This is a genomic window from Bradyrhizobium sp., from assembly GCF_030646015.1.
In the GTDB taxonomy this organism is placed as follows: Bacteria; Pseudomonadota; Alphaproteobacteria; order Rhizobiales; family Xanthobacteraceae; genus Bradyrhizobium.
Genome location: NZ_JAUSLT010000026.1, coordinates 1 through 14,048 on the forward strand (window position 1 = coordinate 1; position 14,048 = coordinate 14,048).

A 14,048-nucleotide genomic window follows, 5' to 3' on the forward strand; every position below is an offset into this window, starting at 1 on the left:
CAGGCCGAGATGAACCTGCGCGGCAAATTCACCAGCGATGCCGATGGCCGCTTCTGGTTTCGCTCGGTCATGATGACGGGCTATCCGATTCCGACCAACGGCGTGGTCGGTCGCCTGTTGAAACAACAGAACAGGCACCCCTACCGGCCGGCGCATCTGCACGCGCTGATCTTCAAGCCGGGATTCAAGGTGTTGATTTCCCAGGTTTACGATCCTGCCGACCCACACATCGACAGCGACGTGCAGTTCGGCGTGACCAGGGCGCTGATCGGCGATTTCGTCCGCCATGACGAGGCCCATCCCACCGAACGCGACGTCCGCACGCCTTGGTATTCGCTCGACTACATCTACCGGATGGAGGCAGGTGACGCCGTGCTTCCACGCCCGCCGATCAAGTGACAGAGTGGCGAGTGATCCACGGAACCCAGGACGACAAATGAACCTGCTCGATGGCGCCGCCGCCCGGAACTCGTTCCGGTTCTTCCTCGCTGTGCTGATGCTGACCTTCGTTCCCCAACGTCAGGCCGTCGCCGAGACCAAATACCCGAGCAAGCCCGTGCGCATAGTCCTGCCTTTCGCCGCCGGCGGCGTCGCCGATATCACCGCGCGCGTGATCGCCGAACGGCTCGCCGTCAAGCTGGACGGGCGCTTCTACGTCGAAAACCAGCCCGGTGCCGGCGGTATCGCCGCGGCCCGAACGGTGATTTCGTCGCCGCCCGATGGACATACCCTGGCTTTGCTCTCCAACGGAACCGCGATCAGCGTCTCCCTGTTCAATAAATTGCCGTATGATCCGCTGAAGGATTTTGTGCCGATTTCGAGCCTGGGATACTTCGACTTCGTCTTCGCAACCAATGCGGACTCGCCGTTCAGGACGCTGGCGGACTTCATTGCGGCGGCCAGGGCAAAGCCCGGGTCGCTCAATGTCGGGACCATCAACGTCGGCAGCACCCAGAATCTGTCGGCAGAATTGTTCAAGACCGCGGCCAACCTCGATTTCGTCATCATTCCGCATCGGGCGACGCCTGAGGTTCTGGTGTCGACCATGCAGGGCAATCTCGGCCTCATGATCGACAGCTACTCGGCGATGAAGGGCAATCTCGCCGACGGGAAAATCCGGGCGCTGGCGGCGACCGGCCCGGTACGTTCGGCCAGCACGCCGGATATTCCGACCGTGCAGGAGAGCGGCGTCGCCGGTTACGACGTGGTCTCCTGGAACGCGCTGTTTGCGCCCGCCGCGACGCCGCCGGAGATCGTAAAGACGCTCAACCAGGCGCTGCGGGACATCCTCGCCGAGCCGGAGGTGAAGAAGCGGCTGCTCGAACTCGGGATCGAGGCCAGGGCCAGCACGCCCGAGGAGATAGCGGCCAGGCTGAAGTCCGACATCGACAAATGGAAAAAGGTGATCGAAAAGGCCGGGATTCAGAAGCAATAGACCCCGGATTTAGCATGCTCGCCTCCTGCGAGCGCGGGTGTACAGTCTCAGCGACATGAACCTCAAGCAGCTTGAATATTTCGTCCACGTCGCCGAGCTCGGCAGCTTCAGCAAGGCTGCGGTCGTGCTCGACATTGCGCAGCCCGCGCTCAGCCGCCAGGTCCGCAGCCTCGAGACCGAACTGCGCCAGCAGTTGTTCCTGCGCAACGGCCGCGGCGTCGCGCTGACCGACGCGGGCAAGCGGTTGTTCGACCACAGCGTGGCGGTACTGCAGCTGATGGCGCATGCGCGCGAGGATCTCGGCGCCAGCCGCGACGAGCCGGTCGGGCGGGTGACCATCGGACTGCCGCCGAGCATCGGCCGTCAGCTCACGCTGCCGCTGATCGACCGCTTCAAGAAGCAGCTTCCCGCCGCCCGGCTGGCGATCGTCGAGGGGCTGTCGACCCACATCGTCGAATGGGTCACCACCGGCCGCATCGACATCGGCCTCGTCTACAATCCCGAGGCGCAGGCCGGGCTGGAGATCACGCCGCTGCTGCAGGAGGCGCTCAGCCTGGTGAGCCGTGCGCCCAAGGGCAAACGCAAGCCGGCCGCGCCGCCGCTGCCGATGAAGGAGCTGCCGCGCTACCCGCTGATCGTGCCGGAGCGGGTCCATGCGATGCGCCGCCTGCTGGAAACCCAGGCGGCGCTGGCCGGCATCAAGCTCGATATTGCCTGGGAGGTATCCAGCGTCCCGTCGATCATCGATCTGGTCTGCGCCGGCTATGGCCACGCCGTGCTCACCGCCAGCGGTGTGGCGGCGTCGGCGCGCTCCGGCGAACTCGTGGTGCGCCGGCTGACGGATCCCGCGCCGGTCAGCGTGTTGTGCCTTGCCGTCTCCGCGCACAAGCGCCCGACGCCGCTGGCCCTGCACGCGATGCGGCTTTTGACCGAACTGGTGCGCGGGCTGCCGGCTTAAAGCATTTCCAGCATGGCCCGGGGCTTTAATCCATGCCGGAACGTGATAGCTGTTAGAAATGGCGGATGGTGGCGAAGCCGAACCCGAACCGCCAGAATGCAAAAAATCCAATGACCGGGAACGCCATGCAAACCGCCATTCCCTGCCTGTTCATGCGCGGCGGCACCTCTCGCGGCCCGTTTTTCAACGCCGCCGACCTGCCCTCGGACATCCCGACCCGCGACAGGGTGCTGCTCGCGGTGATGGGCTCGCCCGACAAGCGCCAGATCGACGGGCTCGGCGGCGCGCATCCGCTCACCAGCAAGGTCGGCATTGTTTCGAAGAGTTCCAAGCCCGGCGTCGATCTCGACTTCCTGTTCGCGCAGTTGCAGCCGGACAAGGACACCGTCGACACCACGCCCAATTGCGGCAACATGCTTGCCGCGGTGGTGCCGTTCGCGCTCGAGACCGGCCTGGTCAAGCCGCAGGGCGACACCACCACGCTGCGCGTGCTGACGCTCAACACCGACATGCAATGCGACATCACCGTGCAGACCCCAAACGGCCATGTCGAATACGAGGGCGCGGCCCGGATCGACGGCGCACCGGGCACCTCGGCGCCGATCAAGATCAACTTTCTCGACACCGCGGGTTCGGTCGCGCCGGGACTGCTGCCGACCGGGAACGTCCGCGACGTGATCGACGACATCACCGTCACCTGCATCGACAACGGCATGCCGCTGGTGATCTTCAAGTCAGCCGATGTCGGCCGCACCGGCTATGAGAGTGTCGATCAGCTCAATGCCGACACCGAGCTGAAGGCGCGGATCGAGCGGCTGCGGATCGCCTGCGGCCACGCCATGCAACTCGGCGACGTCACCGCGAAGAATTACCCGAAGATGACACTGATATCGGCGCCGCGCGCCGGCGGCGCCATCTCGACGCGCAGCTTCATCCCGCATGTCTGCCACGACGCCATCGGCGTGCTGGCGGCGGTGACCGTCGCCACCGCCTGCGTGCTCGACGGGTCGACCACCCAGGGCATCGCTGTCGTACCGGCGCAGAATGCCAAGACCATTTCGGTCGAACATCCGACCGGCGAATTCAGCGTCGAGATCGAGGTCGTTCCCGCCAATCCGCAAAACGTCACCAGCGCCGCGTTGCTACGCACCGCACGGCTGTTGATGCGCGGCGAGGCCATGGTGCCGGCCTCGGTCTGGGCCGGACATTTCAGCGCAGTTTCCGAACCCCGTCGCGCCCGGCAAGCATAGAATCAGGGAAGAAACGATGATCATCGACGTACACGGTCACTACACCACCGCGCCGAAGGCGCTCGAGGACTGGCGCAACCGGCAGATCGCCGGGATCAAGGATCCGTCGGCGATGCCGAAGGCCAGCGAGCTGAAGATCAGCGACGACGAGCTGCGCGAATCGATCATCAACAACCAGCTCAAGAAGATGCAGGAGCGCGGCAGCGACCTCACCATCTTCAGCCCGCGCGCCAGCTTCATGGCGCATCACATCGGCGACTTCCAGGTCTCCTCGACCTGGGCCGCGATCTGCAACGAACTGTGCGCGCGCATCGCCAAACTCTTCCCGGACAGTTTTATCGGTGCTGCGATGCTGCCGCAGTCGCCGGGCGTCGACCCCAGAACCTGCATTCCCGAGATGGAGAAATGCGTCAAGGAGTACGGCTTCGTCGGCATTAATCTCAATCCCGACCCGTCCGGCGGGCACTGGACCTCGCCGCCGCTGTCGGACCGGCAATGGTATCCGATCTACGAGAAGATGGTGGAGCTCGACATCCCCGCGATGATTCACGTGTCCACCAGCTGCAACGCCTGCTTTCACACGACAGGCGCGCACTACCTCAACGCCGACACCACGGCGTTCATGCAGTGCCTGACCTCGGACCTGTTCAAGGATTTCCCGACGCTGAAATTCCTGATCCCGCATGGCGGCGGCGCGGTGCCGTACCACTGGGGCCGCTTCCGTGGTCTTGCGCAGGAACTGAAGAAGCCGCTGCTGAAGGACCATTTGCTGAAGAATATTTTCTTCGACACCTGCGTCTATCATCAGCCCGGCATCGATCTTCTGACCAAGGTGATTCCGGTCGACAACATCCTGTTCGCCAGCGAGATGATCGGCGCGGTGAAGGGGATCGATCCCGAAACCGGTTTCCCCTACGACGACACCAAGCGCTACATCGAGGCCTCGACCATCCTGAGCGCGGAGGAAAAGAAAAAGGTCTACGAGGGCAATGCGCGGCGCGTGTTCCCGCGGCTCGATGCGGCCTTGAAGGCGAAGGGCAAGTAGCATGAGCATTCCCATGAACAATCTCGGCGTGGTCAAGCGCAACATCGTTCGCGCCGACAAGGCCGCGGTCGAAAAACTGTCGCGCTTCGGCGTCGCCACCATTCACGAGGCGATGGGCCGCGTCGGCCTGATGCTGCCCTATATGCGCCCGGTCTACGCCGATGCGCACACCTGCGGCACCGCTGTCACGGTGCTGCTGCAGCCCGGCGACAACTGGATGATGCATGTGGTGGCCGAACAGCTGCAGCCGGGCGACGTGGTGGTGGCGGCCTGCACCGCCGAGAATACCGACGGATTCTTCGGCGACCTGCTCGCGACCAGCTTTCGCGCCCGCGGTGCCAAAGGCCTGATCATCGACGGCGGCGTCCGCGATGTGAAGGACCTCACCGAAATGCAGTTCCCGGTATTCTCCCGGGCGATCAGCGCCAAGGGCACGGTGAAGGCAACACTGGGCTCGGTCAACATCCCGGTGGTCTGCGCCGGCGCGCTGGTCAATCCCGGCGACGTCATCATCGCCGATCCCGACGGCGTGGTCGTGGTTCCCGCCGCCGTCGCCCAGCAGGCCGCGGACGCGGCGGAAGCGCGCGAGGCCAATGAAGGCGACAAGCGCGCCAAGCTGGCGGCCGGCGTGCTCGGTCTCGACATGTACAACATGCGTGAGCCGCTGGCGAAAGCCGGCCTCCGCTACATAGATTGAACAGGATGTCGGTTGCTTCCAACCAGTGGCATGTCGGTCTCGTCGGATATGGCGAGGTGGGCCGGATTCTGGCCGAGGATCTGCGCAAGGACGGCGTCCGCGTCAGTGCCTACGACATCAAGCTCGGTGACGACCGGGCGCAGCCGCTGCGCGATCACGCCTCAGGCATTGGCGTCGCGCTGGCGTCGTCGCATGCCGATCTCGCCGCAGAGGCCGACCTGATCGTCTCCGCGGTTACCGCGAGCCAGGCGGTGCCGGTGGCGCAGGCCTGCATGTCCGGGCTGAAGCCGGGCGCCTGGTTCCTCGATTTCAATTCGGCCTCGCCGGGCGCCAAGCAACGTGCCGCTGCCCTGATCGATGGCGCCGGCGGCCGCTATGTCGAGGGCGCCGTCATGACCTCGGTGCCGCCCTACCGCATCAAGGTGCCGCTGCTGCTGGGCGGCCCCGGCGCCCGCGAACTGGCGCCCCTGCTGGTCGAACTCGGTTTCAATGCCAAGGTCGCCAGCGATGAACTCGGCGTCGCATCGGCGGTCAAGATGTGCCGCAGCATCATGATCAAGGGCATGGAAGCCATGGTGATCGAGAGTTTCACCACGGCACGGGCCTACGGCGTCGAGGACGCCGTGCTGGCGTCGCTCAAGGAGACTTTTCCCGGCATCGACTGGGAGAAGCAGGGCGCCTATTTCTTCCAGCGCGTCATCGAGCATGGCCGGCGCCGCAGCGAAGAGGTGCGCGAGGTGGCGGAGACGGTGCGCGAGATCGGCCTGACGCCGTGGTCGGCGCAGGGCACCGCCGAACGCCAGGCCTGGGTCGCCGACCTCGCCGACGGAGTCCTGTTCGGCCCGAAAGGCACGAAGGAATTCGCCCGCAGCGCCGACTGGCGCACCGAGGCTGACCGGATCCTCGGCAAGTTCAAGCCCCACGGAAAAGAATGAGACAGACCCCAATGGAATTTCAGAAGACGGTTGGCTGGCTGGACTGGTACGCTGGCCCGTCAAAACCCCGGTTCAAGGTGCCGGCAGGCGCGGTGGACGCGCACTGCCATGTGTTCGGTCCGGGCGCCGAATTTCCCTTCGCGCCGGAGCGCAAATACACCCCCTGTGACGCCTCGAAGCAGCAGCTCTACGCGCTGCGCGACCATCTCGGCTTCGCCCGCAACGTCGTGGTGCAGGCCACCTGCCACGGCGCCGACAATCGCGCCATGGTCGATGCACTCACCCATTCCGGCGGCAAAGCGCGCGGCGTCGCTACCGTCAAGCGCAGCGTCAGCGACGCCGAACTCCGCGAGATGCACGACGCCGGCGTGCGCGGCGTGCGCTTCAATTTTGTCAAACGCCTGGTCGATTTCACCCCAAAGGAGGAATTGATCGAGATTGCCGGCCGCATCGGGAAGCTGGGCTGGCACGTCGTGATCTACTTTGAAGCGGTGGATTTGCCCGAATTGTGGGATTTCTTCACTTCGCTGCCGACCACGGTCGTGGTCGACCATATGGGCCGGCCCGACGTCACCAAGCCGGTCGATGGTCCGGAGTTCGAATTGTTCGTGAAATTCATGAAGGAACATCCGAACGTCTGGTCCAAGGTCAGTTGCCCGGAGCGGCTGTCGGTCGCGGGCCCGCCGGCGCTGAACGGCGAGCAAAACGCCTACCGCGACGTGATCCCGTTCGCACGGCGCATCGTCGAAACCTTCCCCGATCGTGTGCTCTGGGGAACCGACTGGCCGCATCCGAATTTGAAAGACCATATGCCCGACGACGGACTGCTGGTCGATTTCATCCCGCACGTTGCGGTCACATCAGAATTGCAGCAGAAGCTGCTGGTCGACAACCCGATGCGGCTGTACTGGCCCGAACACTCCTGAGGAGGCAAAGCCCATGTCACTCGACAAGCCATATACCGACGTTCCCGGCACCACGATCTTCGACGCCGAGATGTCGCGCCAGGGCTATCATTTGAACCAGTTCTGCATGTCGCTGATGAAGGCGGACAATCGCGCCCGCTTCAAGGCCAACGAACGCGCCTATCTCGACGAATGGCCGATGACCGAGGACCAGAAGCTGGCGGTCATGGCGCGCGACCTCAATCGCTGCATCGCGCTCGGCGGCAACATCTACTTCCTCGCCAAGATCGGCGCCACCGACGGCAAGAGCTTCCAGCAGATGGCCGGCAGCATGACCGGCATGAGCGAGGATGAATACCGCAACATGATGGTCAGCGGCGGCCGAACCATTGAAGGCAACCGCTACACCGGGGAGAAGAAGTAAATGGCCCGTATCTCAGCCAGCGTCTACACATCGCACGTGCCGGCGGTTGGTGCAGCGCTCGACCTCGGCAAGACCGCGGAGCCGTACTGGCAGCCGGTGTTTGCGGGTTATGACTTCTCCAAGCAGTGGTTGAAGGAGCAGAAGCCGGACGTCATTTTCCTCGTCTACAACGATCACGCCAACGCCTTCAGTCTCGACCTGATTCCGACCTTCGCGATCGGCACCGCGGCGGAGTTCGCGGTGGCCGACGAGGGCTGGGGTCCGCGTCCGGTGCCGAAAGTGATCGGCCATCCGAAACTCGCCGGACACATCGCGCAGTCGGTGATCCAGGACGATTTCGATCTGACCATCGTCAACAAGATGGACATCGACCACGGCCTCACGGTCCCGCTCAGCCTGATGTGCGGCCAGCCGCAGGCATGGCCCTGTCCGGTGATCCCGTTCGCGGTCAATGTCGTGCAGTACCCGGCGCCCTCGGGCCGGCGCTGCTACATGCTCGGCAAGGCGATCCGCAAGGCCATCCTGTCCTACGACGAACCGCTCAACGTACAGATCTGGGGCACCGGCGGCATGAGCCACCAGCTGCAGGGGCCGCGCGCCGGGCTGATCAACAAGGAGTTCGACACCAATTTCCTCGACCGCCTGATCGCCGATCCCGAGGGGCTGTCGAAAATGCCGCATATCGATTACGTCCGCGAGGCCGGCAGCGAGGGCATTGAACTCGTGATGTGGCTGATCGCGCGCGGCGCCATGAACGACGTCAATGGCGACGGCAAGCCGCCGACCGTGCGGCATCGCTTCTACCATGTGCCCGCCAGCAACACCGCCGTGGGCCATCTGATTCTGGAGAACAACTGACGTGGCGAAGACGATCAAGGTAGCGCTGGCCGGCGCCGGCGCATTCGGCATCAAGCATCTCGACGGCATCAAGAACATCGACGGCGTCGAGGTGGTGTCGCTGGTCGGCCGCAGGCTGGAGCCGACCAAGGAAGTCGCCGCCAAATACGGCATCGCGCATGTTGCGACCGACCTTGCCGACAGCCTTGCACTCAAGGAAGTGGACGCCGTCATCCTGTGCACGCCGACCCAGATGCACGCGGCGCAATCGATCGCGTGCCTCAAGGCCGGCAAGCACGTCCAGGTCGAGATCCCGCTCGCGGATTCGCTTAGGGATGCGCAGTCCGTGGTCGATCTGCAGAAGCAGACGAAGCTGGTCGCGATGTGCGGTCATACCCGCCGCTTCAACCCCAGCCATCAATGGGTACACAAGAAGATCGTCGCCAAGGAGTTCAACATCCAGCAGATGGATGTGCAGACCTTCTTCTTCCGCCGCTCCAACATGAACGCGCTGGGCCAGCCGCGCAGCTGGACCGACCACCTGTTGTGGCACCACGCCGCGCACACCGTCGACCTGTTCGCCTACCAGGCGGGCTCGCCGATCGTGAAGGCCAACGCTGTGCAGGGGCCGATCCACCCCACGCTCGGGATCGCGATGGACATGTCGATCCAGCTCAAGGCCGCAAATGGCGCGATCTGCACGCTCAGCCTCTCCTTCAACAATGACGGTCCGCTCGGCACCTTCTTCCGCTATATCGGCGACACCGGCACCTACATCGCGCGCTACGACGATCTCTTCAACGGCAAGGAAGAGAAGATCGACGTCTCAAAGGTCGACGTCTCCATGAACGGCATCGAGCTGCAGGACCGCGAATTCTTCGCCGCCATCCGCGAGGGCCGCGAGCCGAACTCGAGCGTCGCGCAGGTACTGGCATGTTACCAGGTGCTGCACGATCTGGAGCAGCAGCTCGACGCCTGAAAGTCCCGTAGCCCGGATGGAGGCCTTGGGTCACGCCTTCGGCGTGCCCCGAGGGCGCAATCCTGGAACGGTGCGAGGCAACACGCGTTGCAGGGATGCATCGAACGGCTTGTTCAAGGCACAGGACCATCCGCTCCCTGACGGGGAAATCGACCACGCGTTGGGTCTTTCACTCTCCTCACGCGGCGCGGCTACGATTTCGTCTCTGCTGCGAAATCTGACCGCTCCAGCAGAAGCGAGATCGCGACGCCAGACACGAGACCCCAGAACGCGGCGCCGATGTTCAACAGGGGCACATCGGCGACACTGACAAGGAAGGCCAACAACGCGCCGAAGGAGAAGCGCTCCCTGAACGCGGTGACAAACGCCGTCTGCAGGACGCGCAGCATCGCGAGTCCTGCCAGGGCCATCACCAGGGATTTGGGCGAAACCAGCAGCAACCGTGTGAATGTCGGCGCCAACAGTCCGAACACCAGCGCCAGAAAGCCAACAAACATGGCGGCGCTGTATTGGCGTCCTCGCTCGCCGCTCGAGACTACAATGGCGTTGGTCGGCCCTGTCAGGCAGGAACTGACCCCACCGACGGCGGCACTGATCACCGAGCCGATGCCGCAGGCCATGGTCACGGCATTGATCGGCGGCGCATGCCCTGCTGCCCCGAGCACGGCGAAGCCCTGGCCATTCTGCACGACGAGAACCGTGATCGCGAGCGGCACGACAAGCTCGATCATGGCCGCGAGCGACCAGACCGGTGTCTGGATCACCGGGCGGATCAGTTCGAATTGAAGCGTTGCGGTGGCGTCGAACCGGCCGAACAGCACGGTCATCGATGCGCCGACCACGAGCGCCCCGATGATTGGCGGAAAACGCCGGCCAAGGCGCGGGATCGCCGACAGGATGAGCCAGATCGCGACCATCGGTCCGGCGATGATGGTGTCAGCAAAGACGGCGCGGACGAGCTCGAGGCCAAAGCGCAGAAAAACGCCGGCGACCATACCCATGACGATCGGCATCGGAACGAACTGCATGACGCGCTTGACCCAGCCGCTCGCACCCAACACCAGCATCAGCAGGCCCGTAGCGTAAAACGCGCCGACAACCTCCGGAAACGTCAGATGGGTCAGCGACTGTCCGACCAGGACCGTACCGGGAATGGTCCAGAAGAAAACGAGCGGCTGACGATAAAGCCCGCTGAACAGCAGCGTGATCACGCCGTTGAAAAAGAAGACGCCGAAGATCCAGGATGCGATTTCGCTTTCGGAGAGCCCCCCGCTCGAGCCGACCGCCAGAATGATCGCGACAGGCCCGGTCACAGCGAACAGCCAGCCAATGAAACCGTTCGATGCGTAGAGGAAGCCGAAAGCTGAAATAATCCCCCCAACGCCGGGCGGTCGTTCAGTCGGTCGTTCGATCTGAGTGAACATCAAGGAGGCGGGCGCCAACCTTTCGAAGCAAGGGGACGTTGATCCGGGTAAAACCGACTTTAAGGATGCCTCATCCACCGAATACCTTCAACATGCAACCGGTGCAGGAAAGCCCCGGATTACGCAAGAGCTCCATCCGGGCTAAGGATCCGGCCTGGCCAAAGGCTCCTCACCCCTTCAATTTCAACCTGCCCATGAAATCGCGTTTTCCGAGCGGGGCTCCCTTGTGGCGGAGGATGTCGTAGGCCGTGGTCGCATGGAAAAAGAAGTTCGGCAGCGAGAACGACATCAGGAATCCTTCGGCCGTGAAAGGCAGCGCGCGCTCGCCGAACCTGAAGGTGACGTCGCGGCCGGCCAGCGCGTTGACGTCATCCGGAGCCAGGGCCGCCAGTTCATCACGCGCCTCCGTCACCAGGGCCTGAAGTGCGGCATAGTCGAGGTCCGGCTTACCCATCGACGGGGTGAACACGCCGGTCTTCGCCGCCTCGATCGCACCGCGCGAATGATGGGCGACCGAGACGATCTGGAAACGGAGCGGAAGCATGTCGGGCGCCATCCGCGCCTCGACGATTTCAGCCGGATCGATGCCCTTCTCGCGGAAATGCGCGAGGCTCTTCTCGAGGAAACCGCCAACGGCGCCGAGAATCTGCAGGTAGTTGGCGACGGTAGCGTCGTAGAGCGAAAAGGCCATGGCGTAAATCTCCCATCATTTTGTGCGCTTCTTGCTGGCGATACAGTTCCCGGAATTTTCACCGAATGCAATCGGCAGGGAAAGAAACTGGCGTGCCGCCAGATGGATGGAGTGACAGCGACGCGTCGCGCATCGGATCTTATGCGTCAAAACGCCGTCAGGAGCCCCGTCGGCGCAGCGCGGTCTGCTCAATAGGCCTTGGGGACGAAACGCTGGGTCGATTTCCTGGGTCGCCTGTAGCCGGTGTCCGGTTGGCGCGGAGGAAGCTCGATCTCGACCGGCCTCATGTCCTGATAGGGAATTTGTTTCAGCAGATGCTGGATGCAGTTGAGCCGGGCCCGCTTCTTGTCATCGGCGTCGACGACGTGCCACGGGGTCTTCTTGCGGTCAGTGTGCGCGAACATCACGTCCTTGGCCCTGGAATATTCCACCCAACGCTTGCGCGATTCGACGTCCATCGGGCTCAGCTTCCAGCGCTTGGTCGGATTCCGGATGCGCTCCTGGAATCTCCGTTCCTGCTCCTCGTCGTTGACCGAGAACCAGTACTTGACCAGATAGATACCCGAGCGCACCAGCATCTCCTCGAAAATCGGACAGGAACGCAGGAACTCCTGATACTCGTCCTCGTTGCAGAAGCCCATGACATGCTCGACCCCGGCACGGTTGTACCAGCTGCGATCGAACAGGACGATTTCGCCCCGGGTCGGAAGCTCGGCGACGTAGCGCTGGAAATACCATTGGCCGCGCTCCCGTTCCGTCGGCGTGCCGAGCGCCACGACACGGCAGATGCGGGGGTTCAGGCTCTCGGTGATGCGCTTGATGACCCCGCCTTTGCCGGCCGCGTCGCGGCCCTCGAAGATGACGGCGACCTTGAGGCCCTGCAGCCGGACCCATTCCTGCAACTTGATGAGTTCGAACTGCAGATGGGCGAGCTCGTCGACGTATTTGTAGTTCGCCGGAGGCTTGCGCGACTTCGGCCGTTCGGCCGCGTGCCAGTACTGCTCGACGGCGGTGATTTCCCTGGCGTCACGCAGGACGGATCCTTCCGCCACGGCGGATTTGCGGTTCTTTGCCATTGCTCCCCCGGGGGTTCGGCCGATGATGGCGATCCACGAATCGCAGTTGAAGACTTTCATCGAGCAACTCGAAATCCGGTTTGAGCCAGATCAATTGGCGCGCAACCGCGAAGCCCTGTGTCAGGGGGTGGAAGCCGGCATCCAGAGTAGACTTCATCCGCTAGGTGGCCTTGTGAACCTTGTCGCGGAAGCTGCGCGGCGACAGGCCGGTTGATCCGGAGAACAGCCGGCTGAAATAGGCCGGGTCGCTGAAGCCGAGCGCGTAGGCGATCGTCGAGACCGGCAGGTTGGTATAGACGAGGTTGCGCCGCGCCTCGCGAATGACCCGGTCGAGGATGAGATGCGATGCTCCGTGGCCGGTCGCCGTACGGGTCAGGCGGCTCAGATGCGTTGGTGTGATCGCCAGCGCGGCGGCATAGTCCGACACGGTCCAGTGCTGCAGGAAATGTTGCTCGAGCAGCGCCTCGAACCGGCGAAAAAGATCGGGTTTCGCCATGCCGCCCGGCATCCTGCCGTTCGCGGCCATTTCGCGCGCGACCAGGCCGATCAAGGCCGCGGACAGTGCCCGCAGGATATGCGCCCTGGCAAAATGGCGCCCGGCGAATTCGGAGAAAATCTGCTGCATCGCGTTGCGCATCTCGGGTGTGCCGCGCAGCACGGTCGAATGCGCCAGCACGCGCCGCAATCCTTCCGGGGGTGTCAGCACCTCGTCCAGCATTTCCGCCGATACGGTAAGTACCCAGCCCTGGGTGCCCGGCTTGAAGCTGAAGCCGTGGACGTCGCCGACCGGCACATTGACGACCCGCATCGGCCGCAGCGCGTGGGCCCGTCCTTCCAGCGTCGCCTGTCCGCCGCCGCGTTCGATCAGCAGGATCTGATGCAGCCGTGCATGGCGGTGGGCTGCGAATTCCCATTGGTGCAGCACCGAACGCGCGGCGATGGTTTCGCAATGCACGACGTCAGGCAGATCGCCGGACTCGCCAAACAGGTTGTAGGTCTGGACGGTTCGCTGGGCCGGGGTTTTGCTCATGTTCGAATCATACAAGACAAAGGAGGGTCTATCCATTCTGAACGCTTCAAAACTCCGTAGATTTGTCCAAAATCCAGGGAGAACGCCATGAAGGTTCAGGTTTGCATCATCGGCGGCGGGCCGTCTGGGCTGCTGCTGTCCCAGCTCCTGCATCTGCAGGGCATCGAAACCGTAGTGCTGGAAAAATACAGCCGCGAATATGTATTGGCGCGGATTCGGGCGGGCGTGCTGGAGCACGGCTTCGCCCAGCTGATGCGCGAGGCCCAATGCGGCGAGCGCATGGACCGCGAGGGCGAGATCCACAAGGGTTTTCATATCGCCCATGACGGGGTGATGGATCACGTCGATCTGTTCAAATATTC

The 14,048-nt window shown here is 63.5% G+C and carries 15 protein-coding genes and 1 pseudogene; 12 read left to right on the plus strand and 4 right to left on the minus strand.

The annotated features are described in order from the left end of the window. From Q7T45_RS03460 to Q7T45_RS03510, 11 genes and pseudogenes are all read left to right on the plus strand, one after another. Nucleotides 1-399: pseudogene (locus Q7T45_RS03460) on the plus strand (catechol 1,2-dioxygenase); the annotation flags it as partial. Between the two features lie 37 nt (nt 400-436). Further along, nucleotides 437-1,435: a tripartite tricarboxylate transporter substrate binding protein gene (locus Q7T45_RS03465; protein ID WP_304867672.1), complete on the plus strand. Its 999-nt coding sequence runs from the start codon at nt 437-439 to the stop codon at nt 1,433-1,435. A gap of 55 nt (nt 1,436-1,490) precedes the next feature. Then, nucleotides 1,491-2,393 carry a LysR substrate-binding domain-containing protein gene (locus tag Q7T45_RS03470; RefSeq protein WP_304867703.1) on the plus strand — a complete coding sequence of 301 codons (903 nt, stop codon included), beginning with the start codon at nt 1,491-1,493 and terminating at the stop codon, nt 2,391-2,393. 125 nt (nt 2,394-2,518) lie between these two features. Further along, the gene (locus Q7T45_RS03475; protein ID WP_304867675.1) at nt 2,519-3,643 is read left to right on the plus strand and encodes a 4-oxalomesaconate tautomerase; all 1,125 of its coding nucleotides are present in this window, start codon (nt 2,519-2,521) and stop codon (nt 3,641-3,643) included. Nucleotides 3,644-3,659: 16 nt separating this feature from the next. Continuing rightward, nucleotides 3,660-4,688 carry an amidohydrolase family protein gene (locus Q7T45_RS03480; RefSeq protein WP_304867677.1) on the plus strand — a complete coding sequence of 343 codons (1,029 nt, stop codon included), beginning with the start codon at nt 3,660-3,662 and terminating at the stop codon, nt 4,686-4,688. A 1-nt stretch (nt 4,689) separates the two neighbouring features. Continuing rightward, on the plus strand, nt 4,690-5,385 hold the full coding sequence (gene ligK, locus Q7T45_RS03485) for a 4-carboxy-4-hydroxy-2-oxoadipate aldolase/oxaloacetate decarboxylase (RefSeq protein WP_304867679.1): 696 nt from the start codon (nt 4,690-4,692) through the stop codon (nt 5,383-5,385). A gap of 5 nt (nt 5,386-5,390) precedes the next feature. Continuing rightward, on the plus strand, nt 5,391-6,320 hold the full coding sequence (locus Q7T45_RS03490) for an NAD(P)-dependent oxidoreductase (RefSeq protein ID WP_304867681.1): 930 nt from the start codon (nt 5,391-5,393) through the stop codon (nt 6,318-6,320). An 11-nt stretch (nt 6,321-6,331) separates the two neighbouring features. Next, nucleotides 6,332-7,246, plus strand: coding sequence for an amidohydrolase family protein (locus Q7T45_RS03495; RefSeq protein WP_304867706.1), 915 nt, complete (start codon nt 6,332-6,334; stop codon nt 7,244-7,246). 13 nt (nt 7,247-7,259) lie between these two features. Beyond that, entirely contained in the window at nt 7,260-7,649 is a 390-nt protein-coding gene (gene ligA / locus Q7T45_RS03500; RefSeq protein ID WP_304867683.1) for a protocatechuate 4,5-dioxygenase subunit alpha, read from the plus strand. Continuing rightward, nucleotides 7,650-8,507 carry a class III extradiol dioxygenase subunit beta gene (locus Q7T45_RS03505; RefSeq protein ID WP_304867685.1) on the plus strand — a complete coding sequence of 286 codons (858 nt, stop codon included), beginning with the start codon at nt 7,650-7,652 and terminating at the stop codon, nt 8,505-8,507. Nucleotide 8,508: 1 nt separating this feature from the next. Continuing rightward, nucleotides 8,509-9,465: a Gfo/Idh/MocA family oxidoreductase gene (locus tag Q7T45_RS03510; protein WP_304867688.1), complete on the plus strand. Its 957-nt coding sequence runs from the start codon at nt 8,509-8,511 to the stop codon at nt 9,463-9,465. 191 nt (nt 9,466-9,656) lie between these two features. Here Q7T45_RS03510 and Q7T45_RS03515 read toward each other — a convergent pair whose 3' ends face one another. The 4 genes from Q7T45_RS03515 to Q7T45_RS03530 form a co-directional block, all read right to left on the minus strand. After that, complete coding sequence (locus Q7T45_RS03515; protein ID WP_304867691.1) at nt 9,657-10,889, minus strand: benzoate/H(+) symporter BenE family transporter; 1,233 nt, start codon at nt 10,887-10,889, stop codon at nt 9,657-9,659. Between the two features lie 169 nt (nt 10,890-11,058). Continuing rightward, nucleotides 11,059-11,580 (minus strand): DUF1993 family protein, encoded by a 522-nt coding sequence (locus Q7T45_RS03520; protein WP_304867694.1) that lies wholly within the window; start codon nt 11,578-11,580, stop codon nt 11,059-11,061. Nucleotides 11,581-11,768: 188 nt separating this feature from the next. Further along, complete coding sequence (ppk2, locus tag Q7T45_RS03525; RefSeq protein ID WP_304867696.1) at nt 11,769-12,656, minus strand: polyphosphate kinase 2; 888 nt, start codon at nt 12,654-12,656, stop codon at nt 11,769-11,771. Between the two features lie 160 nt (nt 12,657-12,816). Continuing rightward, complete coding sequence (locus Q7T45_RS03530; RefSeq protein ID WP_304867698.1) at nt 12,817-13,722, minus strand: helix-turn-helix domain-containing protein; 906 nt, start codon at nt 13,720-13,722, stop codon at nt 12,817-12,819. 51 nt (nt 13,723-13,773) lie between these two features. On the opposite strand from Q7T45_RS03530, the gene Q7T45_RS03535 reads away from it, so the two are divergent. Further along, on the plus strand, nt 13,774-14,048 hold a 275-nt coding region (locus Q7T45_RS03535; RefSeq protein WP_304867701.1), incomplete at its 3' end, for an FAD-dependent monooxygenase.

Coding starts and splice junctions, on each gene's coding strand:
- Q7T45_RS03465 (WP_304867672.1), top strand. CDS start 437: ATGAACCTGCTCGATGGCGCCGCCGCCCGGAACTCGTTCCGGTTCTTC.
- Q7T45_RS03470 (WP_304867703.1), top strand. CDS start 1,491: ATGAACCTCAAGCAGCTTGAATATTTCGTCCACGTCGCCGAGCTCGGC.
- Q7T45_RS03475 (WP_304867675.1), top strand. CDS start 2,519: ATGCAAACCGCCATTCCCTGCCTGTTCATGCGCGGCGGCACCTCTCGC.
- Q7T45_RS03480 (WP_304867677.1), top strand. CDS start 3,660: ATGATCATCGACGTACACGGTCACTACACCACCGCGCCGAAGGCGCTC.
- ligK (WP_304867679.1), top strand. CDS start 4,690: ATGAGCATTCCCATGAACAATCTCGGCGTGGTCAAGCGCAACATCGTT.
- Q7T45_RS03490 (WP_304867681.1), top strand. CDS start 5,391: ATGTCGGTTGCTTCCAACCAGTGGCATGTCGGTCTCGTCGGATATGGC.
- Q7T45_RS03495 (WP_304867706.1), top strand. CDS start 6,332: ATGGAATTTCAGAAGACGGTTGGCTGGCTGGACTGGTACGCTGGCCCG.
- ligA (WP_304867683.1), top strand. CDS start 7,260: ATGTCACTCGACAAGCCATATACCGACGTTCCCGGCACCACGATCTTC.
- Q7T45_RS03505 (WP_304867685.1), top strand. CDS start 7,650: ATGGCCCGTATCTCAGCCAGCGTCTACACATCGCACGTGCCGGCGGTT.
- Q7T45_RS03515 (WP_304867691.1), bottom strand. CDS start 10,889: ATGTTCACTCAGATCGAACGACCGACTGAACGACCGCCCGGCGTTGGG.
- Q7T45_RS03520 (WP_304867694.1), bottom strand. CDS start 11,580: ATGGCCTTTTCGCTCTACGACGCTACCGTCGCCAACTACCTGCAGATT.
- ppk2 (WP_304867696.1), bottom strand. CDS start 12,656: ATGGCAAAGAACCGCAAATCCGCCGTGGCGGAAGGATCCGTCCTGCGT.
- Q7T45_RS03530 (WP_304867698.1), bottom strand. CDS start 13,722: ATGGATAGACCCTCCTTTGTCTTGTATGATTCGAACATGAGCAAAACC.